At 44.2% G+C, this 26,583-nt stretch carries 25 protein-coding genes; 3 read left to right on the forward strand and 22 right to left on the reverse strand.

What is annotated here, in order from left to right; all coding sequences use genetic code 11:
• Positions 1-27 precede the first annotated feature (27 nt).
• From cydC to ACN6NB_RS18365, 15 genes are all read right to left on the reverse strand, one after another.
• On the reverse strand, positions 28-1,761 hold the full coding sequence (gene cydC / locus ACN6NB_RS18295) for a thiol reductant ABC exporter subunit CydC (protein ID WP_144491625.1): 1,734 nt from the start codon (positions 1,759-1,761) through the stop codon (positions 28-30).
• Entirely contained in the window at positions 1,751-3,487 is a 1,737-nt protein-coding gene (cydD, locus tag ACN6NB_RS18300) for a thiol reductant ABC exporter subunit CydD (RefSeq protein WP_144489829.1), read from the reverse strand. The genes cydC and cydD overlap by 11 nt, the downstream gene beginning before the upstream one ends.
• Complete coding sequence (cydB, locus tag ACN6NB_RS18305) at positions 3,487-4,503, reverse strand: cytochrome d ubiquinol oxidase subunit II (protein ID WP_039182483.1); 1,017 nt, start codon at positions 4,501-4,503, stop codon at positions 3,487-3,489. The genes cydD and cydB overlap by 1 nt, the downstream gene beginning before the upstream one ends.
• Positions 4,490-5,905 (reverse strand): cytochrome ubiquinol oxidase subunit I, encoded by a 1,416-nt coding sequence (locus tag ACN6NB_RS18310; protein ID WP_039182485.1) that lies wholly within the window; start codon positions 5,903-5,905, stop codon positions 4,490-4,492. Before ACN6NB_RS18310 ends, cydB begins: the two co-directional genes overlap by 14 nt.
• Positions 5,906-6,226: 321 nt before the next feature.
• Positions 6,227-7,342 carry a heme oxygenase gene (gene isdG / locus ACN6NB_RS18315; protein ID WP_269433634.1) on the reverse strand — a complete coding sequence of 372 codons (1,116 nt, stop codon included), beginning with the start codon at positions 7,340-7,342 and terminating at the stop codon, positions 6,227-6,229.
• A gap of 7 nt (positions 7,343-7,349) precedes the next feature.
• Positions 7,350-8,363: a FecCD family ABC transporter permease gene (locus tag ACN6NB_RS18320; protein WP_047202949.1), complete on the reverse strand. Its 1,014-nt coding sequence runs from the start codon at positions 8,361-8,363 to the stop codon at positions 7,350-7,352.
• Positions 8,360-9,298, reverse strand: coding sequence for an ABC transporter substrate-binding protein (locus tag ACN6NB_RS18325; RefSeq protein WP_144491628.1), 939 nt, complete (start codon positions 9,296-9,298; stop codon positions 8,360-8,362). The genes ACN6NB_RS18320 and ACN6NB_RS18325 overlap by 4 nt, the downstream gene beginning before the upstream one ends.
• An 18-nt stretch (positions 9,299-9,316) precedes the next feature.
• A complete protein-coding gene (gene srtB / locus ACN6NB_RS18330) occupies positions 9,317-10,066 on the reverse strand; it encodes a class B sortase (RefSeq protein ID WP_039182494.1) in 750 nt (249 codons plus the stop codon).
• 26 nt (positions 10,067-10,092) lie between these two features.
• Complete coding sequence (locus ACN6NB_RS18335) at positions 10,093-10,863, reverse strand: ABC transporter ATP-binding protein (protein ID WP_064498835.1); 771 nt, start codon at positions 10,861-10,863, stop codon at positions 10,093-10,095.
• Positions 10,850-11,836 (reverse strand): FecCD family ABC transporter permease, encoded by a 987-nt coding sequence (locus ACN6NB_RS18340; protein ID WP_058838449.1) that lies wholly within the window; start codon positions 11,834-11,836, stop codon positions 10,850-10,852. The genes ACN6NB_RS18335 and ACN6NB_RS18340 overlap by 14 nt, the downstream gene beginning before the upstream one ends.
• 34 nt (positions 11,837-11,870) lie before the next feature.
• Positions 11,871-12,758 carry a heme ABC transporter substrate-binding protein IsdE gene (gene isdE, locus ACN6NB_RS18345; protein ID WP_144493889.1) on the reverse strand — a complete coding sequence of 296 codons (888 nt, stop codon included), beginning with the start codon at positions 12,756-12,758 and terminating at the stop codon, positions 11,871-11,873.
• Positions 12,759-12,834: 76 nt separating this feature from the next.
• On the reverse strand, positions 12,835-14,691 hold the full coding sequence (locus ACN6NB_RS18350) for an NEAT domain-containing protein (protein WP_327842027.1): 1,857 nt from the start codon (positions 14,689-14,691) through the stop codon (positions 12,835-12,837).
• A 19-nt stretch (positions 14,692-14,710) separates the two neighbouring features.
• Positions 14,711-15,367: a heme uptake protein IsdC gene (gene isdC / locus ACN6NB_RS18355; RefSeq protein WP_144491630.1), complete on the reverse strand. Its 657-nt coding sequence runs from the start codon at positions 15,365-15,367 to the stop codon at positions 14,711-14,713.
• 20 nt (positions 15,368-15,387) lie between these two features.
• Positions 15,388-15,846: an NEAT domain-containing protein gene (locus ACN6NB_RS18360; RefSeq protein ID WP_048237822.1), complete on the reverse strand. Its 459-nt coding sequence runs from the start codon at positions 15,844-15,846 to the stop codon at positions 15,388-15,390.
• Positions 15,847-16,216: 370 nt separating this feature from the next.
• Positions 16,217-16,549, reverse strand: coding sequence for a winged helix-turn-helix transcriptional regulator (locus tag ACN6NB_RS18365; protein WP_144491631.1), 333 nt, complete (start codon positions 16,547-16,549; stop codon positions 16,217-16,219).
• Between the two features lie 177 nt (positions 16,550-16,726).
• On the opposite strand from ACN6NB_RS18365, the gene ACN6NB_RS18370 reads away from it, so the two are divergent.
• The 3 genes from ACN6NB_RS18370 to ribD are packed head-to-tail and all read left to right on the forward strand — an operon-like array spanning position 16,727 to position 19,437.
• The gene (locus ACN6NB_RS18370) at positions 16,727-17,581 is read left to right on the forward strand and encodes a VOC family protein (protein ID WP_144491632.1); all 855 of its coding nucleotides are present in this window, start codon (positions 16,727-16,729) and stop codon (positions 17,579-17,581) included.
• A 16-nt stretch (positions 17,582-17,597) separates the two neighbouring features.
• A complete protein-coding gene (locus ACN6NB_RS18375) occupies positions 17,598-18,359 on the forward strand; it encodes a GTP cyclohydrolase II (protein ID WP_024427515.1) in 762 nt (253 codons plus the stop codon).
• Positions 18,346-19,437, forward strand: a complete 1,092-nt coding sequence (gene ribD / locus ACN6NB_RS18380) for a bifunctional diaminohydroxyphosphoribosylaminopyrimidine deaminase/5-amino-6-(5-phosphoribosylamino)uracil reductase RibD (protein WP_041087597.1) — start codon at positions 18,346-18,348, stop codon at positions 19,435-19,437. The genes ACN6NB_RS18375 and ribD overlap by 14 nt, the downstream gene beginning before the upstream one ends.
• 44 nt (positions 19,438-19,481) lie before the next feature.
• Here ribD and ACN6NB_RS18385 read toward each other — a convergent pair whose 3' ends face one another.
• From ACN6NB_RS18385 to ACN6NB_RS18415, 7 genes are all read right to left on the reverse strand, one after another.
• Complete coding sequence (locus ACN6NB_RS18385) at positions 19,482-19,850, reverse strand: VOC family protein (RefSeq protein ID WP_039183384.1); 369 nt, start codon at positions 19,848-19,850, stop codon at positions 19,482-19,484.
• A gap of 299 nt (positions 19,851-20,149) precedes the next feature.
• Complete coding sequence (locus ACN6NB_RS18390; protein ID WP_474253527.1) at positions 20,150-20,998, reverse strand: polysaccharide deacetylase family protein; 849 nt, start codon at positions 20,996-20,998, stop codon at positions 20,150-20,152.
• A gap of 65 nt (positions 20,999-21,063) precedes the next feature.
• The gene (locus tag ACN6NB_RS18395; RefSeq protein ID WP_126682501.1) at positions 21,064-21,393 is read right to left on the reverse strand and encodes a PTS sugar transporter subunit IIA; all 330 of its coding nucleotides are present in this window, start codon (positions 21,391-21,393) and stop codon (positions 21,064-21,066) included.
• A gap of 19 nt (positions 21,394-21,412) precedes the next feature.
• On the reverse strand, positions 21,413-21,736 hold the full coding sequence (locus ACN6NB_RS18400) for a PTS sugar transporter subunit IIB (protein ID WP_212043633.1): 324 nt from the start codon (positions 21,734-21,736) through the stop codon (positions 21,413-21,415).
• Positions 21,737-21,748: 12 nt separating this feature from the next.
• Positions 21,749-23,182, reverse strand: coding sequence for a glycoside hydrolase family 1 protein (locus ACN6NB_RS18405; protein WP_369880080.1), 1,434 nt, complete (start codon positions 23,180-23,182; stop codon positions 21,749-21,751).
• 31 nt (positions 23,183-23,213) lie between these two features.
• Entirely contained in the window at positions 23,214-24,524 is a 1,311-nt protein-coding gene (locus ACN6NB_RS18410) for a PTS sugar transporter subunit IIC (protein ID WP_039182533.1), read from the reverse strand.
• Between the two features lie 89 nt (positions 24,525-24,613).
• Positions 24,614-26,572, reverse strand: coding sequence for a BglG family transcription antiterminator (locus ACN6NB_RS18415; RefSeq protein WP_144516224.1), 1,959 nt, complete (start codon positions 26,570-26,572; stop codon positions 24,614-24,616).
• Between the last annotated feature and the right edge of the window lie 11 nt (positions 26,573-26,583).

Consider the following 26,583-nt stretch of genomic DNA (forward strand, 5'->3'; position numbering starts at 1 on the left):
CCTGTCCGAACGTTTTTGTCATTTCATTTAGATTGTAGAAAAAGGACGATCCATTTCATACAACTTTTGATAACGCTTGTTTTCTTTTAGTAAAACCTGATGCTGACCCTGCATCTCAATGCGTCCGTCTTCAATAAACATGATGCGGTCACACGCCTCACAGCCAGTCAGATGATGGGTTATCCAAATAACTGTTTTCCCTTTTAACACACGGAAGATGGTTTCAAGCAATTCACGCTCTGTCCGTGGATCAAGCCCGACGGTCGGTTCATCTAATACAACAACCGGCGTGTCCTGCAGCAAAATCCGAGCTAATGCCATACGCTGTCTTTCTCCACCTGAAAATCGAACCCCTGTCTCCTGAACACCTGTGTGATAACCTTCTGGCAAAGACTCGATGTAATCATGCAGCTGCACTTGTCTAGCTGCTTCTTTTACCTGCTCTTCTGTCGCCTCTGGAGATCCTAAACGGATATTGTTTAAAACAGACGTATCAAATAAATAAGGCTGTTGATTGAGCACAGACACATAGGCAGACACATTCTCTTGAATGCTTTGAACCGGTTTTCCTTGAATGCTGACAGCTCCTTGATTTGGAACGACTGCCCCTTCTAACAATTTTAAAATGGTCGATTTGCCTGCACCGCTTTTTCCTAATAGTGCGAGTGATTCCCCTTGCTTCAGAGAAAAGGACAGGTCTTGAAGTACATATTGATGCGTGTCATACCGAAAGGACACCTGATTGAAACAGACAGCTTCATCGTGAGAAAGGGTTGAATGATCCACTGCCTCGCTCTCAGTTTCTCCTTCATATGACTGCTTTTCATAATGATGTAATCTGCTGACAGCATGCTGATAGACAGGGATATCACCTGCTGCATCTGACAGCGGAAGAAAGGCTTCTGTTAATGGAAACAGCACAAGTACAAAGGCTGCAATCAGGGTGTGTGACATGGATCCTGACTGAACAACCGATCCGCTCCAATACACGACAAGCACGACAGCTCCTCCAATGATCAGCTGTGCAAAAAATTGGCGCAGACGGATAAACCGGTGCTTGGCTGCTTCAAGCGCTAACAGCTGCGCTTCTTTTTGTTCATAACCATCAACAAAATCTTTCTGCCTGCCGCTGAACAACCAGTCACTAACGCCCATGACTGCATCTGTTAAATGGCTGTACAGTTCATTTCTGCCTTTTTTCATTTGAATTTGTCTTGCCCGGTTCACAAGCACTGTGACGTATGGGAAGACGAAGACGAGAAGTGCCATATAAAGCAGCATCAGTCCAGCAAAAGGCCATGAGAAAAGGCCAAGTGCTCCAATGGATGCGGCATATAAAAGCAGTGCACCGATGGATGGAAAGATGGTTTTTAAATAGGCATCCTGCAGTCTCTCTACATCATCTGACAAGAGACCAAGCATTTCACCTGTCCCCAGCTTTGTCTGTTTGGCACTTCGTTCAGCCATGTCATACAGACGCACACGCATTTTTTCAATCATTGCCAAAATGAGTTGATGGCTCGCCAGCCTTTCTGCATAGCGTGCAGCAGAGCGCGAAATTCCAAAGGTACGTACAGCCACGATTGGGACGTAGACCATGAGTATATTCTCAGGTCTTGTCGCGGCTTTTGAAATGAGAAAGCCCGACGTGTACATCAGCATAGAAGCAGAGAATACCGCAATGGCTCCTAAAAATAAAACCAAGGCAAACAGCTTTCGATTCTCCTTGATATAAGGTATAAACCAGCCTTTACTGATCATGTGTGACCGCCCCCATTTGCTCCTGTACCAATTGATAATACACGCCTTTTCTTTGCATTAATGATTCATGTGTCCCCATTTCTGCGACGGTTCCTTGATCCATGACAATGATTTCATCCATGTCCGGCATCCAATGGAGTCTGTGTGTCGCTAAGAACACAAGTTTATGTTCAAACAGTGGAAGCATTGTTTTTTTCAATTCATACTCTGTTTCAATATCGAGATGCGCCGTTGGTTCATCTAACAGCATAATCGACCGCTGGCCCAGCACAGTTCGAGCAAGGGCAATTCTTTGCGCCTGTCCGCCGCTTAGCCCTCTTCCCTGTTCTCCAATGACCTCATCCAGGCCATTTGGCAGCTGTGTGACAAGCTGAGTTAAACCAGCCTCATGCACAGCTCTTTCCACTTCTTCATCTGTTGCATTCGGTTCATAAAAACGAATGTTTTCTCTTAATGTCATGTGAAATAAATAGGGGTGCTGCGGCATATAGACAACTTCCTTTTGCCATTCCTTCATCTGTAAATGAACAAGCGGCTGGCCGTTTAGCGTGATTTCACCCGAAGACGGTTCAACAAAGCCGCCAAGGACATCGGTTAACGTCGATTTCCCTGAACCACTGGCACCAATAATGCCGATTTTTTTCTTTCCTTTGACAGTGAGATCTACATCCTGAATGGAATAAGGGGCATGTTCATCATGCTGGACACAAACATCTTGCAGCGTGAGCACGGATTGTGCATCCCACTTGCCTAGCTGCACAGATTGTGTCTCCTGCGTGCGAAAGCCCTTTTCTTCTAAAATGACCTGCATAGCTTCATTCGCTTCTTTTCCATTTAACGTCGCATGATAATCATTTCCTACTTCACGTACCGGCAGGAAATACTCTGGCGCCAGCATAAGCGCCGTCAAAGCCGGCAATAAGAGAAGCTCTCCTTCAATTAATCGCAAGCCAAGAAAAACAGCGACGGTTGCAATCGATAGCATGGAAAAGAAATCGAGCGCAAACGATGACAGAAAGGCGACCTTCAGTGTGCTCATGGTCGCTTTTCGATATCGCTTTGACACCTCTGCAATATTACGGGAGTGCTTTTTGCTGATACCTAAGTAACGAAGCGTCTCAAGGCCGCGGAGAGAGTCAGTAAAATGATTGGATAATTTCTCATACGATCTCCATTGTTTGGCCGCTTTACGCTGAGCAACAAGGCCTAGCAAAATCATAAAAATAATTAAAATAGGCAGCGTCACAATTAAAATGACGGCCGATGTTTCATCTAATGTCCACACATAGATCAGGACCATTGCCGGAATCACTGCCATGTTCACCATTTTCGGCAAAAACAGCTGTAAATACTGACGGTATTGAGCAATTCCTTCCATTGCTAATGTGACAAGCTTACCTGTCCCCTTTTTCTTTGCGAAGGCAGGCCCTAATCGAAAGAGTTGGTCTAGCAGCTGCTTTCTGACGTCTGCTCCAATTCGGGAAGAGTACGTAAACATGACCTTCTCCCGAATCAAGGTGAGACCGTGCCGCACAAGAAAGGCAGCAAGAAATAGCAGGACATATGGCGTTGCCTGCGAGAGGCTTTTCCCGTCAAACAGCGTTGTAATGGCATGTGCCAGCCACTGTGCTTGGAAAATAATACTTGCTCCTTGGATGAGTGACACAATACCTAAGAGGGCAAGAAGCCCTCTCATTCCTTTTAGTTGAAGCAAACGTTTATCCATTAGTAGGTCATTGGCTCCTTACCGCTTACACGTTTACGGAAGACGTAATAGCTCCAAATTTGATACCCAAGCACAAAGGGCAGCAAAGAAATGGCCACAATCGTCATGACCGTCAGTGAATAAGATCCAGATGCAGCGTTTTGAATCGTGAGATCAAATGAATGGCTGATTGAACTAATCATGACGCGCGGGAACAATGCAGTGAACAGCATGGACACCGTCACCATGATGCCTGCGCCTGTGAATAAGAATGTCCAGCCATCACGTTCTTTTCTCATCAAAACAAGAGCAGCTATATAACAAGCCACAATCAGCACAGTTAACGGAATGGTGATGATCGGGCGTACGGTATAAATGTCTGTTTCTATGATGGACACACCGACAAAAATAACAAGAACAGGGAGTGCAATAAGCAGGACACGCTGGCCCAGTTTTCTTGCACGATCTCTTAATTCACCCTCTGTACGAAGTGTGACGAAAATCAAGCCATGCAACAGGCAAAGAACTGTCACAGCTACCCCGCCGATCACTGAATAAAGATTCACAAAGTCCGTAAAACCAGCGTACATGTTCATGTCTTGATCAATTGGCATCCCGCGTAAAATACTCGTGAATAATACACCTAGTAAAAATGGCGGAAGCAGACTGCCAAAGAAGATGACCCAGTCCCACACCTTGATCCAAGAGGCTTTCTCAACCTTCCCTCGGAATTCAAAGGCGACCCCGCGCCCAATGAGCGCTAAGAGGAGAACCGCAAACGGAATATAGTATCCGCTGAACATCGTGGCATACCAGTGAGGAAATGCAGCGAAAATAGCGCCGCCAGCTGTAATCAGCCAGACCTCATTCGCATCCCAGAAAGGACCAATCGTATTGATTAAAATGCGGCGCTCGTGCGCGTCCTTTCCAAGCAGCTGCATGGACATCCCGACACCAAAATCAAATCCTTCTAAGAAGAAAAATCCAACAAACAATACTGCGACAAGAATAAACCAAATCTCGTTAAGATATGCCATGATATGCGCCTCCATCAAATGGATCTGTAGACAGGTCCGTTTCATCCTTTTGATCTGTATCTTCTTCAGAATGTGCACCTTTTTTAATTTCTCGAATGAATAAGTAAGCGAGCACAATAGCAAGAATCAGATACATCGCCGTAAAGCTAATGACTGAGAATAACAGCATGCCATACGATACGTTCGGTGAAATCGATTGAGCCGTCGTCATCATGCCAAAGACGGTCCACGGCTGACGCCCGATCTCAGTCATGATCCAGCCGGCTGAGTTCGCAATAAACGGGAACGCAATCATCCATACCATGAAGCGTAAATACCATTTGTTTGTTTCAAGTTTCTTTCTAAAGCTTAAGTACAAGCCAATCATACTAGCAAAAATCATCAGCATGCCTGCACCGACCATGATTCTAAAGCTCCAGAATGTTGTTTTCACTGGCGGAATATAGTCCCCGGGACCAAACTTGGCTTCATATTCTTTTTGAAGTGTCAGCATACCTGGAACATCCCCGCTGAACTTCGAATAAGCCAAATAACTTAAGGCAAACGGAATATTGATCTCCGCAGAGTTTTCTTTTTTATCTGTGTCAATGTTGGCAAATAGTGTCCAAGCCGCTGGATCTCCACTATCCTTCCAAAGGGCTTCACTTGCTGCCATTTTCATTGGCTGTGATTTCATTAAATGCTTCGCTTGATCGTGTCCAGAGAACGCCACACCTAAGCCAGAAATTAAAGCGAGGACCATCGCAATCTGGAATGACTTTTTGAAAAAGGCGATTTCTTGCTTTTTAATCATTTTATAGGCACTAACTCCTGCAATAAAGAAAGCTCCTGTTGCCAGTGCACCAAACAGAACGTGCGGGAATTCAACCCAAAGCTGCGGGTTCGTTACAAGAGCGCCAAAATCATTCATTTCTGCACGACCATTTTTAATGGCAAATCCAACTGGCTCCTGCATAAATGAGTTGGCGAGTAAAATCCAAAACGCCGAAAAGATCGTACCAAGGGAAACAAGCCAAATGCACAATAAATGAATCTTCTTCGGCAGACGATCCCAGCCGAATATCCAAAGTCCAATAAATGTAGATTCAAGGAAAAAGGCCAAAAGCGCTTCAATGGCAAGCGGTGCACCAAAGACATCACCGACAAACCTTGAATAATCTGACCAGTTCATCCCAAACTGGAATTCCTGCAGAATCCCTGTCACCACACCTACTGCAAAGTTAAGTAAGAACAGGTGACCCCAAAACTTCGCCATCTTTTTATAGATGTCTTTTTTCTTGACGACATAAAGGGTCTGCATCAATGCGACGATAAACACCAAACCTATTGACATAGGAACAAAAATAAAATGAAATAATGTCGTTGAAGCAAATTGAAATCTTGCTAAAAACAGCTCACTCACAGCCTTACATCCTCCCTTACTTTCACATGCCGAACGATTCATGCTCACCATTTCACAAAACGTTCACTATTTGTTCAATGATTCACAAATAAAAGTCCATTTGAAATGGTTCACTCGGTGAAATTTTACTCTTGATTTTCATTCGGTTAGTTATTTATACCTGTACTTTACACCCATACGCTTCAAAAATAAAGTAAATTTTACCTAAAAATTGGATGGTATTGTGTCAGTTGTTTGAATACTTTGTCAAAAATATGTGACGGAAAATAAAAAAGCGAAAAAAATAGCGCTGCATGTGGGCCGCAGCGCTGTGTTTCTATTTTAAGCTTTTTTCTGTAAAGCAGGTCTTGTCACTTGTACTTCATAGTACGTAATTTTGTTTTTTAATAGCCCTTCAGGTTTCGCTTTTCCGTGAGCGTGTGCATCTCCAAATGCCTGAGATTTTGTCCAGTTCACAAAATCTTCTTTTCGATTCCAGCGGGTATGAATGGTCACTTCATCGTAATCAGTTGTCTGCTGTGTGACCCAGACTTCCATGCCTAAAAATCCTTCCATGAATTCTACTTGTCCCTGCTTGTTAAAACGCTTGACGAGGTGGTCTGCACTGCCTTTTTCTACTCTAACCTGGTTGTTTACAATGATCATGTTTGATTCATCTCCCTTTTGTTGTTGGATCGAAGCGATTGGGATAATGAGCGGATGCTCTCCATCTAAGTGAACCTCTGCCTGAATCCCAAAGACTTCTTTGAAAAAGTTTTCTGTTAATACTTCGTTTGGTGTCCCTATTTGGTAAACCTGACCACGCTTCATCGCAATCAGGCGGTCACAATATTTTGCTGCCTGCTGCAGGTCATGAAGAACCATTAAAATGGTGATCCCATGCGTTTCATTCAGCTGTTTGAGCAGCTCTAGTAAATCAAGCTGGTGCGCAATATCTAAGTAAGTGGTAGGCTCATCCAGAATAATCGTCTCTGTCTTCTGAGCCAGTGCCATTGCAATATACGCCTTCTGCCTTTCTCCGCCTGACAATGTATGCAGCATCCTGTTTTCATTCACGCGGCTATTTGTCACATCAAGCGCCCACTCTATCGCTTCCTGATCTGTCTGCGAGCTCTTTTTCCAGATCGAACGATGCGGACTGCGTCCAAGTGCAACCAGCTCACGTACTGTCATCGATGGGATGGCAGTTCTCGTCTGCATCAGAACGGCAATTTCCTGTGCAATCTCCTGTGCTGTCATTTCTTTTTGCGGGATATTGTGAATATAAATCATGCCGCTTTCGATCGACGTAAGGCGTGCGGCCGCTTTAATAAACGTCGACTTCCCTGACCCATTCGGTCCAATAATTCCTGTTACACTCCCTTTAGGCACAGCTGCTGAAATAGACGACAGCCGAAAGCCTCCTTGACTGAGGCTCACGTCATCCATCGCAATCACATCCAACTTAACCCCTCCCTTTCTTTTTTAATAAATAGAGGAAGAAAGGTGCACCAATACAGGCAAGCAGAATACCAACAGGCAGTTCAACCGGTGTAAACCATACCCGTGCTGCTGTATCAGCAAAGACCACAAGTACGCCGCCGCCCAGCATTGAGATCGGAAGCAGGTACCGGTAGTCATCTCCAATTAAAAGGCGGATAAAATGAGGAACGACAAGACCGACAAATCCAATTAAACCGCTCACGCTTACCGCTGCACCCGCCAAAAGCGCCGCCAGTGCAATTAAGAAAAAACGGGTTCGCTCGACTCTAAGGCCGAGCAGCTGCGCTGACTCATCACCAAGTAAAAGAAGATTTGCGGGCTTGATCGCAAAAAAACAAAGACACAAACCGGCAAGCGCATAGGGTGACACAAAGCTCAGATGATGCCAGCTCCGTCCATTTAATCCTCCCGATAAAAAAGGCAGAACAGCCTGCACACGCTCACTATAAAGCACCATCAACCCATTCATGACCGCACCAAGCAGCGCATTGACTGCCACTCCCGCCAGAATCAATTTCAGTGGCGAAACCCCTTGGTCAAACGACAGGATATACACAACGAGTGCCGCTAATAAAGCGCCAAGGAAGGCAGCCGCTGGAAGCAGATACGTGAATTGTGGAAACACAATCATGCTGAGTACAGCCGCTAATCCACCGCCGGCGGTCACTCCGATGATGCCAGGGTCAGCGAGTGGATTTCGGACGACTCCTTGTAAAATCGCTCCTGATGCTGCGAGACAGGCCCCGACGATGAAGCCTATGAGAACGCGCGGCAGGCGTAAATCCATGACGATTTTTTCATGGACAGGCTGGCCTGATCCCGTCAAAGCAGCGATCAAATCTGGCAGCGATAATTGAACAGAACCTAATGCAAGCCCTAGACATATGCCCACACCTAGCGAAAGAAGCAGTCCTGGTATCAGCCACCTTCGTCTTGACTGTCTTTTTTGAAAATCTAACTCTGCATTCACCTTCATGATGACAATCGCTTCAATCTCTTCTCTAGTTCATCAATCGCCTTGATGACGTCTGCGCCTGGATTTGTCCCGAATAAATCACTAGGCAGAATCTCCACGCGGCCATTTTTGACAGCTGATACGTCGTGCCATGCTGCATTCTGTTTCATTTCACTTATAAAGCCCGCTTTCACATCTTCAGGATTGCTGTGTGTCATGAGCAGAATGAGATCAGGATCGGCTTCGATCACCATTTCTGCATTGATTTGGGCGTATTGAGGGAATTTTTCGAGTGCTGGTTCATTCTCAGCAATGTTTGCACCCCCAGCGATATGCAGTAAATCTCCGCTTAAGGATTGAGGAAGCGCCGCCATATATGTGCCGGGTGCACCGTACACAACGAGTGTTTTTACTTTTTTCTTAGGCTGCTTGACCTGCTTTTTCCGCTCAACAATTTGATCATTGAGTGCTTTAGCCTTTTGCTGCTTCCCAAGCAACTCCCCAAATAACGAAATTTGGCGCTGGATGTCCTTCACTGAATTGGCGCTTGTCAAAAGAAGCTGTGAACCAATTCCTTCTATTGTAGAGATGTCCTTGCTGTTTAATTGTTCATTTCCAAGCACAACATCAGGGTTTAAGCTTGTGATCAGCTCTACATCAAATTGATGCGTTGTGCCAATCGTTTGTACGGACTTTGCCTTTTGTAAGCTGTCTGGTAACTCGGCAGTTGGCCTGCCGACCGCCTCACCGCCTAAAGCATATAGAATGCTCAAGTCCCCGGTCGATAAGGCAACGATACGCTGAGGGGATTCATCAAATGACAGCGTTCTTCCGGTAAAATCCTTTATCTTCAGCGCTCCCGCCACGCTTTCTTTCTCTACAGGTGCTGCCTGACTGCATCCGCCGAGGAGAAGCATCAAGACGAGTCCCGCCAAGATCACATGTGAAAATTTCAACCGTCTGTCTCTCCTTTTCTAGTAAACTTTCTTTAGCTTTGCCTGTACCACAAGACGCCCGTTTTTAGGTGCAAGTACATGATCACAGGTCGATAAGGTGAGGATGAGGTCATCTGTGGACACGTCTGTCTTCGTTTGATAGATTGATTTCTTCCGCACAGCTTGCAAGTAATGGGCATATTCGCCAAGATCCTGAAAATCGGTTTGAATATAATCGAAGTCAACCGTCGTTTCATACACGGCAAAAATCTCCGCTTCATAGCTTTGATACAGCGTATCGTACTGAAATGTCCGGTGCTCATGGAAGAAATCTTTTTTTAGATAGTTTGTGAGTCCAGCAAACATGGATCCATCCCTCATCCGATGGCCGTACACCACTGTATTTGGGCTTTCATGCAGGACATCATTACGATAATCCATAAAGATACTGCCTGCCCGGGTGTCGTTTTTTAAATAATTACGAGTTAAGTAGAACGCATTATCGCGAGATTGAACGATCGGATACTGAATCATCGTATCCTCCATATTGATCCAGCCGACAATGTCCTCATTCACCTTCCGCAACTCATCAAATGACGAACGGATATTTCCCGACTCCCGTTTTTCATTCATTTCTTCATGTCCATACATCGTCTGGGCCTTTGCAAGCACCTGGCGATTTTGATAATAACCGAAAAGCTCGAAGCCGATAGCTGTACCGCTATAAATAAATACGCCTAAACAAACAATCGTCAGCATCCGCTGCCAGAGCTTTTTTCCTCGTTTCACACTGTCTCACCTGCTTTTTGCCCAGCTTATATGCCAACAGGCACGATGTACATTCCTGTTTCTGCATCCTGTCTAATCGTCACGGACACATCATAAATGTGCCGCACGTTTTCCTCTGTTAACACATCGTTTGGCTGTCCTTCACTGATAATCTGTCCATCCTTCATCGCTATGATGATATCGCTGTAGCGGACAGCCTGATTCATATCGTGGAGCACCATGACAATGGTTAATCCATGCCTGGCATTCAGCTCACGAATCAGCTCAAGAATGTCAAATTGATAGTAGATATCCAAATAAGTTGTCGGTTCATCTAAGAAAAGGATCGGTGTTTTTTGCGCAAGTGCCATCGCAATCCATACACGCTGCCGCTCTCCACCTGACAGTGAGGCGAGCGGCACCTTTCGTTTGTCCGTTAGCTTTGTACTGGACAGCGCCCACTCTATCGCTCTCTCATCCTCTTCCTTGTCTCCTCCGCGCATTGTCTGGTACGGCGTTCTGCCGAATGCCACGACCCGTTCGATCGTTAAATCAAGAGGTGCTTCATTTTGCTGATGGACGACAGCCAGCTTTTTTGCCAGCTCCTTTGGCTTGAACGCATTCAGCGCTTGCCCGTCTAAGTGAATCTGCCCTTTATTTGGACAATGATTATTTGCCATTAAGGAAAGCAGTGTGGATTTTCCCGATCCATTTGGACCGATAATGGTTGTGATTTTCCCCTTTTCAATCTGTGTTGTGACCGATTGAACGATGTCCTTCTGCTGGTCATATGAGAATGACACCTCACGAATGTCCATGGAGACGGTCCCCCCTTCTTAATAAAAAGATCAGAAACGGCCCGCCAATCACGGCCATGATCGTAGAAGCAGGAATCTCATTTGGCGCCACAAGCGTCCTGCCAAGCGTATCAGCCGTCAAAATAAGCAAAGCCCCGCTTAACGCAGAAAATGGAATCAGTACTCGGTGATCCGAGCCGACAAGCCTTCTTGAAATGTGCGGAATGAGCAAGCCGACAAAGGCTATTACGCCCGCTACTGCAGCTGTCACTGCCGCAAGTAAAACGGCTGTGATGGAAATCAAAAGGCGCATTCTGGTCACACGCAAGCCTAAGTTTTTCGCTGTCTTGTCTTGAAGGGCCAGGAGATTGCACCATCTGCTGAAGAAGAGTGCAACGACAAGACCGACGACACCATAGACACCGATTAAACGGACATCTCCCCACGTTTTCATCGTGAGATTCGACTGTCCTGACTGATTAATTGTGATATTGAAATAGCTGCAAATGGTCACAAATGCTTCAGCCATTCCAGTAAACATGGCATTGATGGCGATCCCAACTAAGATCATGCGGATCGGGCTTAAACCACCCTTCCAAGATAGAACGTATACGAGGAAACACGCAATCGCCCCGCCTAATACCGAAAATAAAGGTGAGTAGAAATAAAATTGAGGAAGCGCTGTAATCGCCATTAATGAAAAGAAGCTGGCTCCTGATGAAATCCCAATGACGCCGGCATCAGCTAACGGATTCCTCATGACCGACTGCAGCAGTACACCGGAGACAGATAAGGCGGCCCCTGTAAACATCGCGATGAGCACGCGGGGGATTCTCAAATCTTTAATGATTTCTACCTGTGCATGTTGACCGGTGATGAGCCCTTCTATTAATTCAATGGGGGTGACATGAATGCTCCCAGTAATGGCTGAATAAATAAACACGCAGACCAGTAAGAGACTGACTATCAGAAATAAAAATCCTGTTTTTTTCATCTTGAACGTCCTTTTATCATTAAGATTCGCAAACTTATGACGGATACAACATACGAGTCAATTCATCTAATGCCTCTGCTGCCTTTAAATTACCTGTTGTCCCGAATAAGCTTTCTTCGAGGTCATACACCCGGTCTTGTTTGACCGCATTAAAATGTTTCCAGATGTCATTTGTTTTAAATTCTTGATCAAACATTTTGACGACTTCATCCGGCATCCCATGTGCGGCTCGGAGTATGATATCTGGATTCGCTTTTTGTAAATACTCCGTATTGGATTCCAAATACTCCATTTTCTCGCCTTCCACAATGTTCTTTCCTCCTGCGATACGTACAAGATCACCAATATATGAATTTTCTGTCGCCACCAAATAACTTCCTGGCACACCAAGCAAAATCAGAACGGACGGCTTGCGTTTTCCTTTTGCCTTCTCTTGTATGTCTTTCTTTTTTTGCTCAAACGCAGACACAATGCGCTCAGCCTGCTTCTTCCTGTCATACTTATCTCCAAGCTTCGTGATGGCCTTCTCCATGTTGGCCATACTCTCGAGATTTAAGTATGTGGCAGGGACACCTGCTTGCTGAAAGGGTTTCTCTAAATCATATTGAAGGGTTGTGACAGACAGGACATCTGTCGGTTGAAGTGATTGGATGATTTCCATGTCCGGGCTCATGGGATTGCCGACTTCTGGCAGTCCTTTGTAACGAGCTGGGAAGGATTTTTGACTTGTTGGCACCCCGACAAGATCAACCTCTAAAGCATCCATGATCTCCGCAGCAGCTACAGTCGTTGCTACAATACGCTCACTTGATTCAGCGCTTTTTTTGCCTTTTGCTGAGCTTTCAGCTGACTGTGAGCAGCCCGATAAGATCATGCACACACTGAAGGCAGCGATCAAGGTACATAACATTCGATGCTTCAAAAACAGAAGCCTCCTTTCGAAAAAAGAGAGTGGATGCGCCGAGGAAAAAGGCGCATCTCACTTAAAATAAAACGAACTATCTTATCCGTGTTTGATATTTTCTGACGAGTACGAATAACGAACCGCCGAATAAAAGAATATACACCCAAAGAAGAGAGGTATCTCCCGTTTTCGGATTCAGCTGTCCAGACTCAGATTTGGTTTGGTCATCTGATGGCGTAAATGTCATCTGCTCCGCACCCGTTTCCTCTGGTGCTACATTCTCAAGTTGAGTTGTTTGAGAATCGTGATCATTTGGATTTTTGATAAATCCGATACTCTCATCGTCTCCAATGACCGTTGAAATTCCGCTTCCCTCACCGAGAGCGATTCCTTTTGTGTCATAGACAAGTTTGACATCGTACTGCTCATGGTAGTTCGCAGCTGGAATATCAATTTTTACGCGTGCAGCCTGAGCACTGCTTAAACTTTTTGCTTCATATTGAATGACACGTGTATCTGCTTTTTGATCTGTTTTCGCGACAAGTGTCTCTTCAAACTTTCCGCCTGTTCCTACTTGGAATGACGTGATGGCTGAGCTGTTTTTCACTTTATATGAAACGAAATGGCGGCCATTTTTCACAACCAGTGTCGCAGGGCTCACGACGTAATCGTTCATGCGGGAAAGCTCATCCTTGTCTGCTTTCTTCATTGAGAAAGGAAGCTTGTATACACCATCTTTTAGCTGAGTAGTCTCTTGATCAGCTCCGCTGTTATTTGTTTCTGGTGATGGTGTATTTGGTTTTGGCGTTTCTGGTGTAGCTGGTGGTTCTTCCTCTACCACCTGTCCGTCCTTCACTGGAGCGATACTCTTTGAGTCAAATTGAAAACGAATATCGTAGGTTTGGTCATAGTTAGCGGCTGCTACTACAATGTGTACTTTTCCTTTCACCGCTTTTTTCAAATCAGCAGCATCGAATGAAACCACTCTTGTATTCTTCGCTTCATCTGTGCTCACTATCTTTGCTTCTTGATAAGAACCGTTTTTCTCTGTTTTCAAAGAAGCGACAGACTTATGATCCTTCACCGTAAAGGAAATGGTCTGCTTTCCATTTTTGACGGTTAAGGATGCGGGATGTGAGAAGTATTGATTCATTCGAGATGCTTCATCCGTATCCCCTTTTAGCACACTGTAATTGATACGATATACGCCATCTTTTAATTGATTTTGCGCAGAATCATCTGGTTTTGTGCCATTGTTATTGCCTGGTGTTGTCGATTGATCGTCTGGTTTTGTACCATTTTGGTCATCCGGTTTAGTTTCATTGTCGTCTGGCTTTGTACCGTTTTGATCATCCGGCTTTGTTTCGTTATCGTCTGGTTTTGTACCGTTTTGGTCATCCGGTTTAGTTTCATTGTCGTCTGGTTTTGTACCGTTTTGATCATCTGGTTTTGTTTCGTTATCGTCTGGTTTTGCAGGCGTAACGAGTGTTAAGCTGCTTTGATCGAATGCAAGCTGTACGTCATATGCTTCGTCATAAATAAAGCCGCCTAAATCCCAGTAAATTTTCACCCAGCCGTTTAATTTCGCTGATAAGTCGGCGACATCAAATTTGATCACACGTGTATTGGCTGTTTCGTCCTCACTGACCGTTTCAGTGGTAACGAGCGCACCATTTTGTTCAACCTTGAAGTCTGTAATTTCTTGGCTTTGTTTCAGTGTGACATAAGCTGTTGTCTTGCCATTTTCCACAATCAGCTTAGCTGGCTTTTCTGTATAGGTATCCATCATAGACGCTTCTGAGGTACCATCTTTTAAAATGGTGAATCCGACTGTGTATTCCCCATCAACGAATGATGCCGCTTGAGCTGTTCCTTGAGGAATCTGAAACGCAGTCAACAAACTGAATAAAACAAGCAGAATGGCTGCCTTTAGATGAAAAAGACGTTTCAAATGGTGACACTTCCTTCCGTTAATGCTTGATGATCCACTTTCTTGCTAAAAACCCGCCAGAACATAAGACAAGCACAAGGAGCCATCCTATCTGGCTTGTATCACCAGTTTGAGGGTTGTCTTCTTGTTGTTTCGTTGTGGATGTATCAGCTTTGTTTGTTGATTCTTTTGATGGCTGCTGACTTTCTTGTGCACCCGTTGATTTATTTTCACTGGTAGACGATAGCGATTTCATACTGCTTTCATCAAATTTCAGCTGAATGGTGTAATCATGATCATAATCAGCAGATTTCACAGTGACATGAATTTTGGACTTGATCGGTTTAGACAAGCTTTGAGCTTGGAACTGAACGAGCCTTGTATTGGCTTTTTTATTTGTTGAGAGAACGGTTGTATCGACATAGCCGCCATTTCCCGGCACTTTAAATTCCGTTACCCAGCTGCTATTTTTAATCGTCATTTGTACTGTCAGGTTCCCATTTTTCGCTATCACTTTTGCTGGCTTCAGCCAGTAATCATTTGCCATTGAGACCGCATTTCCTTCAGCTTTTAGCACTGTATAATTGAGGGAGTATGTACCATCCTTTAATGCGGCAGCCTGTGCGTTTGAAAAAGGCAGCATAAGTGCCAGTAAAAAAACCGCCATGAAGACTGACAGCTTCATTCTTTTTTTCATCAAGCGAATTTCCTCCCTTTCTATTGAACAGATGGCGCATCAAACTTGAGGCGAATGTCGTAATTGCCTGTATATCCGATGGCTGGTACAGTCACACTCACTTTTGCTGGTACAACCTCAGTCAGGCTGTTCACATTGAATTCTACTGTTCTCTTATTCGCAGCTGTATTTGTACTGATCACCTTCGCATCTTTGTAGACACCTTGATCGAGCGTTTTAAAGCTTGTGATCCAAGAGCTGTTCGTTAACGTGACTTGTGCTTTGATTTTTCCATCCTTTACGACAAGCTTGGCTGGTTTTTCAAAATACGTATTCGCTGTTGAAGTCGAATCGCTATCTGCCTTCCATACCACATATTGCGCTGAATATTGACCATCTGCTAAGCCAGCTGCTGAGGCCGAGCTAACAGGTGCTAGAGCAAATAATAGAACAAAACTAAGGAATAATAATACGGGTGATGTTGAACGAATGACTTTCATGTGAACCCTCCTAAATGATATTGATAATTATTCTCAATAGATAATAAAAAAAATAACCTTCACAAGTGCTGGAACACACTTATAGATGATTATGATAATCATTATCAATTGAGTTAAAAAAATAAATCTTTGCTTCCTAAAAGTCAAAGATGTCTGCTTCTAAATGATGGATTGATACGAGTTTTAGGCAATCTGTCCCATTTATAATACCATGGCATAACCTCCATTCCATTACAGGGAAAAGAACCCTCTTCTCCTTGATATTATATAATGCATGAAATGATTGTCAACATCATTTTTCATACTATTGTCTTAGTTTTCTGGAAAATCACACAAAAAAATTTCGATCAGACACACTGATCGAAATGGATTAAGATGAAACATGTTCCTCTATTTTGCTGTGTTTACGATCTAAAGACCAAGCATACATTTCACGAATAATCGGTTCAATTTTCTTCCCTTGAACTGTTAATTCGTATTCAATCCGTACTGGAATATCGGGGAATACTTTTTTCTCAACAAGTCCCTCAGCTTCTAAATCCTTCAGCCTTTCTGATAGTAATCTTCCGCTGATGTTCATTTCATTTTCAAGCTGACAAAAACGCTTAGGCCCTGTCAGAAGCTGATTGATGATGAGAATGACCCACTTCTTGCCTAGAATCTCCATGGCATCTGTAATTGGACAGCCATCTACTTGAGCCATATCTTACTCCCTCCTGCTTTTTTCTCTTTTTTTTATTATAACACAATTAATTACTTGAAATAAGTCACTAACTATTATATAGTTTAGTTACTAAAAGTAACAAGGTATTCATTTTTTATAGATTTTCAAAAACATTTGAACATGCCGATGCATATATCATGAAGGAGATGACCGAGCTTGAAGACAATTGAGCAGCTAAGGCTGGGTGTAACAGAATTACATGTGTCCAGCTTTGATCTTTCTTTACCTTTTTATACAGACATTTTAGGATTTTCTATATTAGAAAAGACAGATTCCACGGTGACACTTGGCAGCAATGCAAAGGAACCGATTCTTTTGTTAAAAGAAGATGCACAACTGAAAGAAAAGCCTGATCATGAGCCAGGACTTTATCATTTTGCTGTTTTATTACCTACCAGAAAAAACCTGGGCACATGGCTGGCACATGTAATCAAAAAAGGCTATCCTTTAATTGGAGCAAGCGATCACTTTTTCAGTGAAGCCATTTATTTAAGTGATCCTGACGGCATTGGCGTAGAAATTTATGCTGACCGTCCTCAGGACATTTGGGTCGGTGAGCATGGAGAACTGAAAGGTGGCGGAAATGCACCGCTTGATGGAGATGGACTCCTGCAAGAAGCAGCTGATACCACATGGGAAGGACTCCCTGCCGGTACAGTGATGGGACACTTGCATTTCCATCTCAACCCAGAAGAAGCGGATTCCTTTTATGTCAATACGCTCGGTTTTCATATCCGAATGGCTCCACCAGCAAGCGTATTTATCGCCGCTGGTGTGTACCACCACCACCTTGCCTTTAATGCATGGGGACGCGGACGAAAAGGAGCCATTGATCCACGTTTTTCAGGAATTAGAAGCTATACACTGGTTTTCCCAGAAGAAGCAGACAGACAATCCGTCGTCGAACGTCTGACAAAAGCGGGCACTCAAGTCAACACGACAGGAAAAAGCAGCGAATTTGTTGATCCATTTGGCGTTCTCGTTCGTTTACAGATTGAAGAAACAGACTAAAAAGAAGGTGCAGAATATGGACAAACACACAGAGCTTAAAACAGCCATATTAAAAGATAAAATCAAACGAGTACAGCAAGAAGACGGGTATATCTATATCACTGGACCCATTAAACTGCCAGTGAATTTAGACGGCAGAACCGTGATGTTTAACTGGTATTCATGGTTAAAAGACGATGGAAAAGAGCCACTGTCAGATGAAGCTTTAATTGAAAGCCTTTCGTCGCGCCAGCTGGCTGATCATCAGCAGTCAAGCGTTCTTGTGTATGGGGATTTCGAGCACGCTGACGAAGCTCTTATCCGTATGCATTCCATTTGCCACACTGGCGATATTTTCGGAAGCAAGCGCTGCGACTGTGGATTCCAATTGAAGCAGTCTATGCGAATGATTGAGGACAATGGAGCAGGAGCCCTGTTTTACTTAGCCAATCATGAAGGCCGCGGCATTGGTCTATTCAGTAAAGCCATGGCTTATATTCTTCAAGAAAACGGCTATGATACAGTAGAAGCGAACGAAGCACTTGGTTTTGAAGATGACACACGTCAATACGAAGAAGCCATTGCCGTTCTTCAAACACTTCGTACAAAGCCGGTCAGACTCATTACCAATAACCCGAAAAAGACAGATGCGATCAGCCATGCAGGTTTATCTCTTTCTGGACGCATTCCGCTTTGGGGAGATGTCTCTGAATTTAACGAGAAATACTTGCAGACAAAAATCAACCGCTCAGGTCACATGAAGGCGGAGCAAGAGGTGCGTACGATTGCCACATCATGAGCGATATATGAAGCTAGCCCTTGATAATGCACGAGCAATGAAAGGTCAGACATCTCCGAATCCGCTCGTCGGGGCTGTGATTGTGCGAGAGAATGAGATTGTTGGAGTCGGCGCTCATATGAAAGCCGGTGAACCGCATGCTGAAATTCATGCACTCAACATGGCTGGAGACAAGGCAAAAGGAGCCACGATTTATGTGACCCTTGAGCCTTGTTCCCACCATGGGCGCACAGGCCCTTGTGCCGAAGCACTTGTGAAAGCCGGCGTCGAAACCGTTGTCGTCGCGGCACTTGATCCGAATCCACTTGTCGCTGGCCGCGGGATTGCCATTTTACAAGACGCGGGCATCCAAGTCATCACGGGCGTACTTGAACAAGAATCCATACTGATGAATGAAGTATTTAATCACTTTATTACGAAAAAAACACCTTTCGTGACGCTCAAAGCGGGCATTACCTTAGATGGGAAAATCGCCTCTGCCACGTCTGACAGCAAGTGGATTACATCTGAGACATCCCGTTATGATGCTCACCATATCCGCAGTATCAATGATGCGATTTTGGTCGGTGCTCAAACGGTCATTCACGATGACCCTTCATTAACTGCGCGGATTCCAAATGGAAACAACCCGATTCGAATTGTCTTAGACTCTAAGCTGTCAACACCACTGACAGCAAAGATCGTCACAGATCAGATGGCACCTACATGGATTTTTACAACAAAGCAAGCCGATGAGGAAAAACGAGCGGCTTTAGAAGAAGCTGGCGTCCGTGTCTTTATGACAGACAGCGACACGCGGGTTCCCCTGCAGGAAGTGCTTCAAGTGCTGGGAGAAAAAAATATCTCCTCCCTCATGATTGAAGGCGGCGGCCAGATTAACGCCTCTTTCTTAGAACAGCAGCTTGTAGATAAATTGGTCATCTATATGGCGCCTAAACTCATTGGCGGACGACTTTCCCCTTCCTTTTTCGGAGGCGAAGGCATACGCCTCATGAGTGATGCCATTGAACTGGATCAACTCGCCGTGGAACCACTCGGGAAAGATATCAAAATGACGGGCTATCCCGTTTATCAATAACAAGTAGGCTGTCGAGGAAATCTCGACAGCCTTATTTTTGTCTTCTAGTCTCTTCTCTCTAAAAACTCAATTCGATTCCCAAATGGATCTTCTACATAAAACCGATTGGCTCCCTCCAATGGCTCATCTTCTTTTATACTAATCTGATGCTTCAATAATACCTCTTTTAATTCTGATAGGCTCTTTACAAGAAAAGCTGGATGAGCTTTCTTTGCAGCTTGAAAATGTTCCTGAATGCCAATGTGAAGCTGATGATGACCGCATTGGAACCAGACACCTCCTCGTTTAGCTAAATTACTAGGCTTAGGTATTTCTTTCATCCCTAAAATTTCACCAAAAAACAAGCGAGCTTTCTCTTCACTGCCTTTTGGGGCAGCTAGTTGAACATGGTCGATTCCAACAAAGTTTGACATATTTCCCTCTCCCTTTCTGTTCTCAATTGGTTTTTCAATGTAGTGTTTCTTCAGTTTTTTGTGATGCTCAACAAATTTGATTGTTTCTTCATTGGTGGGCTTGATACTTGAAGATTTTCTTTGAGGTGTTTCATAAGATGTAGTGTTTGAATGCAGTATTTTTTTCAAAAACAGAACTCCCATGGTCATGAAAGTTCTGTCCATCTAAGTGTCTCTTGTCATGACAGTTGAAACCAAGATATATCATGATTCATTTTGATGAAACTTGTCGTAAAATGTTTCATGTGAAACATTGATCGTTACTTCCCTTCGACCAGCCTGCCAAAGCTTTCTGGTGAAAGTCCCGGTGAAATGCGGACGCGGTGCAAGGACATCATGCCTTGTTCCTTCTTCGCATGTCCTGGTTCAGTGGTAACAGCCATTTGGTATCCGGCTTCCTTCGCCAGCTTCAACGTCTCTTCATTATAGCGCCCGACAGGATAGCTGACCATTCTCGTACGCTGAGAAAATCGCTGATCAAAGAATGTCTTTGATCCTTTTAACTCCTCTTCCTGCTGCTGCTTTGATAATTGATTGAGCTCTAAATGATGAATCGTATGACTCTCAATCGAGATCCCATGTGCCATCATCTCATCCATTTGCTCATCCGTTAAGTGATTCGGACGGCCAATGGATTGCTCAATCATGAAAATGGTTGCTTTCATTCCATGCTGCTTTAAAATCGGAAATGCCTTTGTATAGTTATCCGTATATCCATCATCAAATGTAATGAGGACACTCTTCTTACTTGGCATCGAATTTGTTGTGAAAACGCGGTACGCCTCTTCTGGCGACAGTGTGACATAGTCGTTGTCCTTCAGCCATTTCATATGAGATGCAAATTCGCTCTTTGGCACACGTAACGAGTTACCGCTTGAGATACTGTGATACATCAAAATCGGAAGCTCGACCGGCTCCTTTTGCTTCATCCAGTTTTGTGTCTTTATCACTGCCGTTTCTTTTTTCTGATGCATATCTTTTGTTTGTAATGGACCCTTTTCCTCTTTGACGACTTGCTGGCTTCCTTCCGCCTGCTCCTTCATTCCCATACAGCCCGAAATGAGCAGCAGCATAAGACCAACCGTCATCAGCATACATGTTTTCTTCATTCACCAATCCTGCTTTCTCTTTATCTACCGAATGATTATAACAGAAATTGGTTATTCATTGATATCTATTTTGACAGGGTATTTATTTTTTTACACATTTCGATCATTTCGATGGCGAGCAGATGAATGGTCTCTGTTGTGAGCATTTGATCTTCTGCGTGTATCAGCAGTAAAGAAAACGGAAGCTGTTCACCTGCCGCTTCTTTTTGAATCAGCGACAAGTGCAGGTTGTGGATACTTCGAAACGCTTCCTCCCCTTTTTCGATCAACTGCTGCGCTTTTTCAAAATCATCAGCTCTTGCTAGACGAATCGCTTCTACATAATGACTTCTTGCCTCGCCTGCATGGGCAATGATTTGAAAGGCTGCTCCCTGCATTTCCTCTAATACCGTCATCTGCTTCTCCTCCAATTACTCAAGATTCATTTGCTAGTTTCAGTGCATGATCTAGGATTTTTTCTCCGTTTGCTGTTCCGTATAATCTCACATTGACGACATCGACAGGGATTTGATAAGGTGCCGCTGTTTTTTCTGCTGCTTTTTTCATAAAACTTACTTGCGGTCCAAGTAAAATCGCCTGTACATCCTCTCCATGCTCTTCTAGTTCATCCGCAATGGCTCCTTCAGGTATAGCATAAATATAGTAATCCAGCCCTTTAGCTTCTGCGGCGGCCTTCATTTTCGACACCACAATGGACGTCGACATTCCTGCTGCACAAGCGAGAATGATTCGTTTCATATCCCATCACTCCTATTGATAAATGACTTCCGTTTTAACTGTCAGTTGCCTATTTTTGATTAATGTCTGGTACCAATATGCAGATGCTTTCAGCTGACGATTTCGTTCATTTTCCAGCTGGATTTCGACTAAGCCGTAGCGATTTTTAAAGGCATTCATCGGTGAGACATTGTCTGTAAATGCCCAAAGCATATAGCCCGTGCAATTTGATCCTTCTGCTTTCGCTTGAAGTGCCCGCTTCAAATGCTGGCTGATAAATGAAATGCGATACTGGTCATCAATGATACCGTCTTCTTTTTTAAACCGTTCTTCCTTTTCTACACCCATGCCATTTTCGGCCACAAACCACTCAATATTTCCGTATTCTTCTTTTATCCTCATCCCCATATCGTAGACAATCTTCGGGTAGATTTCCCAGCCTCTGAAAGGATTCATTTTTCTCCCTGGAAGCTCAAACATATCGTAATAATAGGATGGATGAAAAGGCGTCCCTTCGTTCCAAGCCTTACTCGGCGCCTTGACACGATGCGGATAGTACAAGTTAAGTCCGACGACATCTACCGTATGATTCTTGATGATTTGAAGCTCTTCCTCTGTGGAATCGAAAAGAATATCATGCTTTTTCAACACATCGATCAGTTCCTCTGGATACTCCCCTTTGATGGAAGGATCTAAGAACACTCGATTAAAAAACAAATCATACATACGTGCCGCTTCTTGGTCATGCGGAGCAGACGATCTTGCATACGTCACTTCTGGATTGAGAATCACCCCAATTTTGGCTCCTGTCGATTCCTTCAAACCCATCTCCTGAAACAGCTTCACCACTTTTGCTGTTGCCAGTGCTTTATGATAGTTCCACTGCATCCATTTCTTCGTATTTTGCTCATACGGATATCGGATAGCATCTAGATAAACGCGTGTCTGGACAACAATCGGTTCATTAAAACTAAACCAATGCTTGACCCGGTCTCCGTAGCGCTCAAACACTTTTTCTGCATAGAGAACAAACAGATCAACGACATGCTTTGATGACCATCCGCCGTACTTCTCAAGCAAAACGGCAGGAAGCTCATAATGCTCTAAGCAAAACATCGGTTCTACACCTGCTGCGATTAATTCATTGATCAGATCATCAATGTAACGAGCGTAGGCCTCATCCACTATCCCATTCTCGTAATCTATGAGAAATCTCGACCAATTGATCGATGTCCTGTAATGTGTCAGCCCAATCTCTTTCATTAAGGCTACATCCTCAGGATAGCGCTCGTAAAAATTCGTTGCACCAGCCGGCCCATAGCCTTCGTGCCATACGTGATACCCTTCCTTATACCATAAATCGATGTACGAGTCCTGATGCGCCCGCTTTCCCTTCCAGCCCTCCGTCTGCCATGCAGAAGCCGCAGCACCTAGGATAAAATCTCTTGGAATCTCAATGCTGTTCATGTTGCCGCCTCCCTTTTCTTTGTCTGAATGTTTATTCTGAATCTGGTGCTGCTTCTGGCTTGCGGTTAGACAAGAGAACAAACGGTAAATAGATGAAAACAGCAACCACAATGCAGATAAGCTGTGTGATGACGGCTCCCATGCTGCCAGCGGTTGACAGCCATGCATTCACAAGCGGCGGTGTCGTCCACGGCACCATCACGACCGCTTTTCCAGCGAATCCTGTAGCCGTCGCAATATAACCAATCGTACCTGTCACAAGCGGTGTGACGATAAATGGGATCGCCATCACAGGGTTTAGCATGACGGGTAATCCAAAAATAACGGGTTCATTGATGTTGAACAGTCCGGGTCCTGATGAGAGCTTGGCAATGCTTCGCATCTCTTCCCTTCTCCCAGCAATAAAAATCGCAATCAAAAGACCAATGGTCACACCTGAACCGCCGATGCTCATATACACATCCCAAAACGGCATCGTGATAATATTCGGGATCTCTTTTCCCTCTTGAAATGCTGTCATATTCACTGCAATCGATCCTAATAAGAGCGGCTCCCGGATCGGCTTAATCATCTGGTTGCCATGGATGCCGATCACCCAGAAAAATTGTGCCACAAACATCAACGTTAAAATCCCTGGCAGCCCCTGCACAACACTTTCTAGCGGACGCTGCACAACGTTATACACTGCTTCATGCAAATAAATGCCTGTCACACGATGAAATGCAAACCCGAATGAACTAATGATCGTAATTGTAATGATAGAAGGAAAAAGTGATGAAAAAGACGTTGCCACATTCGACGGAACCGAATCTGGCATCTTGATTTGCAGCCATTTCACCTCAGTCAGCTTACAAAAGATTTCCACAGATACGATCGCAATGATCATCCCTAAAAATAAGCTTTTTGGATCGGAAAATTGTCTTGCCAACACGTCTACAACCTCACGCATCGATCCATCAACTTCAAGAAGAAGTGTCGTTGGAATAACAGATATGAATGAAATCAACGCCATCAATCCCGGGAACAGCGACTTGTGCCCGTTGATTTTCCCAAGCTCAATCCCAATGAGGAACACAGCCCCAATGGTTAAAAAGTTCAGCGTGGCATAATTGATTGCCTTCATAATAGGCTGAAGCTCTGCTAAAAACCTGAATATCTCAAAATGAGCAAGCCCTGTTTCCGGGCTCATGATCATATTTGCCACCAGTACAGCAAAAGCTCCTGTAATGATGATCGGCATCAATGTGACAAATGCCTGTTTAATCGCCATAATATATTTCTGATTGGTGATGCGATAAGCCACATGCCCCATGACATCTGCCGCTTTCTCCTTGAAGCTCATGATCCGTCTCCCCCTTTGCACAAACTCGTGATCATCCTCCTTTTTGATGTTATTTTAAAAGCGCTTTCATTAACATCTAATCTTTTTCCTCACAGATGCGGAAATGGGTGTCGCGTTTTTTCATTTGGCTGCTCCAATACTTGAAGTGCTGCTGTCAGTTCTTCAAATGAAGAGGCTTTGATGAGCTGTTCCACCACTTCCTTCCGTTCTGTCAGCCGCACAAGAAATTGATAAAGCGACTGTAATTCTTTTTGATACGTCTTCTGGATGCTTAACAAGCAAACGACTTGTACTCGATCTTCTCCCCACAGCACCGGCTTTTTTAACGTACAGATTGCACAAAACGTATCGTCTGTTGCCGGCTTAATTGGATGAGGAATCGCAACCAAATGACCGAAAGAGGTGGGTGACACTTGCTCTCTTTCTAGCAATAATTGTTCAAACTCGTCTGAGATTCGATGCTGCTCCTTTAACACGTTCACGAAAAATTGAAGAACCTCTTCCCTTGATTGAAGGTCTTGCTGAAAAAATGTCAGCGCCGGACTCACATACCGTAAAACCCCTGTATCCTGTGAATTTTGAACAAATCGTTTTAGCCGGACAATATCATCGTCACTTAGAATCGTATGTACATCAATTACTGGTACCGGCAATGTATTCTGTAGCGGAATGGTACTAATAATAAAATCAATGCTTCTTAAATCATATGAAGGAAGTTCCCCGGCACTTGCAGTTCCAGCGATTTCCAGTCTTCCGCTAAAAGCCGCCGTGAGCTTATGAAGAAGAAGCTGACTGCTGGCGACACCCGTCGCACACACAATAAGACATGTCTTTCTCACATGCTGTGATTTTGTCCGCTCGATTGCAGCTCCAATATGAAGTGCCAAATATCCGATTTCATCCTCAGGAATCTCAACACCCTCTTTTTCCTTCAGCCACCTGCCCATATAAACACCCGCCTCAAACGCAATGGGATAGTGCCTTTTAATGTCTGGTAAATAGGGATTTCGAATATTCATATCGTATCTAAAACGATGAATGGCGGAACGCAAATGAAGACTTAAACCAACGATCAGCTCCTTATCAAACTGAATATCAAGTGACATATGCTCCTCCACATAAGCAAGCAATTGGTGAGTGAAACGAAAATGATCTTCTTCCAGCAGATGAAATAGCGTATGGCCAGCCTCTCCATATGCCATCATCTTTGCCCCCATTAAGTGAATTGCGATGTACGCCATTTCAGATAACGGAAAATCAATCGCTAATACACGGCGAATATCTTCTGTCATTTGTTGAGCTATCTGGAAAACTGGCTGCACTTGAATTTCTCTCAATTCCGCTTCTGGCATCTGAACCAGCTTTTTTTCTTCTATTCGTTTGCATGCGATGGCAATATGGGTCACTAAATTACTTAAACCGATTTCCGATAAATGAAGCCCGGTGGCTTTTGTACGTGAACGCACGATGTCCTGAATCAGTTGATACGTTTCTTCAGGTAACAGTGTAGAGTGCGCTTGATCCTGCTGAAATACATGCACTGCCATACAATATCTTAATTTCATTTCATCGCCTGTCAGACGCAGTCCATATTTAGGGCGGTGCGATATAGAAAGTCCATGCAATGAAAACAAATGCCTGACAGCTTTTAAATCATTTTTCACTGTGGATTCACTCACAAATAATTCCTCTGCCAATCCCTCTAATTTGATATAGTCTTCTGACAGAAGCAGTCTTTTCAATAGATAAGCCACGCGGTCCTCAGGCTGATTGGGAATGGACTGTTCCTTTTTGTCATTTCTTTCTCTCAGTGAGGTTTTCAAAAATGTACGAAATGCTCCATAATCTTCAACACTCAATGTATACCCTGCCCCGCGTTTAATATGCAGTGCGGCACCATGTTCTTCTAAGATTCTTTTAAGCGCTTTCATATCTGTGCGGATGGTTCGTGATGTGACTCCGATCACACGGGCAATTTCTTCACTTGTCAGTTCCTGCTCCGCTTGCATCAATCTTTTCAGAAGCTCCTCCTGACGTAGAGATAGCATGGGCTCTCCTC

It is taken from the genome of Bacillus sp. 11B20 (assembly GCF_056098985.1).

Excerpts from the sequence above, each read along its gene's own strand:
- ACN6NB_RS18320 (WP_047202949.1), bottom strand. The coding sequence starts at position 8,363 with ATGAAGGTGAATGCAGAGTTAGATTTTCAAAAAAGACAGTCAAGACGA.
- ACN6NB_RS18340 (WP_058838449.1), bottom strand. The coding sequence starts at position 11,836 with ATGAAAAAAACAGGATTTTTATTTCTGATAGTCAGTCTCTTACTGGTC.
- ACN6NB_RS18360 (WP_048237822.1), bottom strand. The coding sequence starts at position 15,846 with ATGAAAGTCATTCGTTCAACATCACCCGTATTATTATTCCTTAGTTTT.
- isdC (WP_144491630.1), bottom strand. The coding sequence starts at position 15,367 with ATGAAAAAAAGAATGAAGCTGTCAGTCTTCATGGCGGTTTTTTTACTG.
- ACN6NB_RS18390 (WP_474253527.1), bottom strand. The coding sequence starts at position 20,998 with ATGAAGAAAACATGTATGCTGATGACGGTTGGTCTTATGCTGCTGCTC.
- ACN6NB_RS18410 (WP_039182533.1), bottom strand. The coding sequence starts at position 24,524 with ATGAGCTTCAAGGAGAAAGCGGCAGATGTCATGGGGCATGTGGCTTAT.
- cydB (WP_039182483.1), bottom strand. The coding sequence starts at position 4,503 with ATGGCATATCTTAACGAGATTTGGTTTATTCTTGTCGCAGTATTGTTT.
- ACN6NB_RS18375 (WP_024427515.1), top strand. The coding sequence starts at position 17,598 with ATGGACAAACACACAGAGCTTAAAACAGCCATATTAAAAGATAAAATC.
- cydD (WP_144489829.1), bottom strand. The coding sequence starts at position 3,487 with ATGGATAAACGTTTGCTTCAACTAAAAGGAATGAGAGGGCTTCTTGCC.
- ACN6NB_RS18395 (WP_126682501.1), bottom strand. The coding sequence starts at position 21,393 with ATGACGGTATTAGAGGAAATGCAGGGAGCAGCCTTTCAAATCATTGCC.
- ACN6NB_RS18400 (WP_212043633.1), bottom strand. The coding sequence starts at position 21,736 with ATGAAACGAATCATTCTCGCTTGTGCAGCAGGAATGTCGACGTCCATT.
- ACN6NB_RS18335 (WP_064498835.1), bottom strand. The coding sequence starts at position 10,863 with ATGGACATTCGTGAGGTGTCATTCTCATATGACCAGCAGAAGGACATC.
- ACN6NB_RS18415 (WP_144516224.1), bottom strand. The coding sequence starts at position 26,572 with ATGCTATCTCTACGTCAGGAGGAGCTTCTGAAAAGATTGATGCAAGCG.
- ACN6NB_RS18405 (WP_369880080.1), bottom strand. The coding sequence starts at position 23,182 with ATGAACAGCATTGAGATTCCAAGAGATTTTATCCTAGGTGCTGCGGCT.
- cydC (WP_144491625.1), bottom strand. The coding sequence starts at position 1,761 with ATGATCAGTAAAGGCTGGTTTATACCTTATATCAAGGAGAATCGAAAG.
- ACN6NB_RS18365 (WP_144491631.1), bottom strand. The coding sequence starts at position 16,549 with ATGGCTCAAGTAGATGGCTGTCCAATTACAGATGCCATGGAGATTCTA.
- ACN6NB_RS18385 (WP_039183384.1), bottom strand. The coding sequence starts at position 19,850 with ATGTCAAACTTTGTTGGAATCGACCATGTTCAACTAGCTGCCCCAAAA.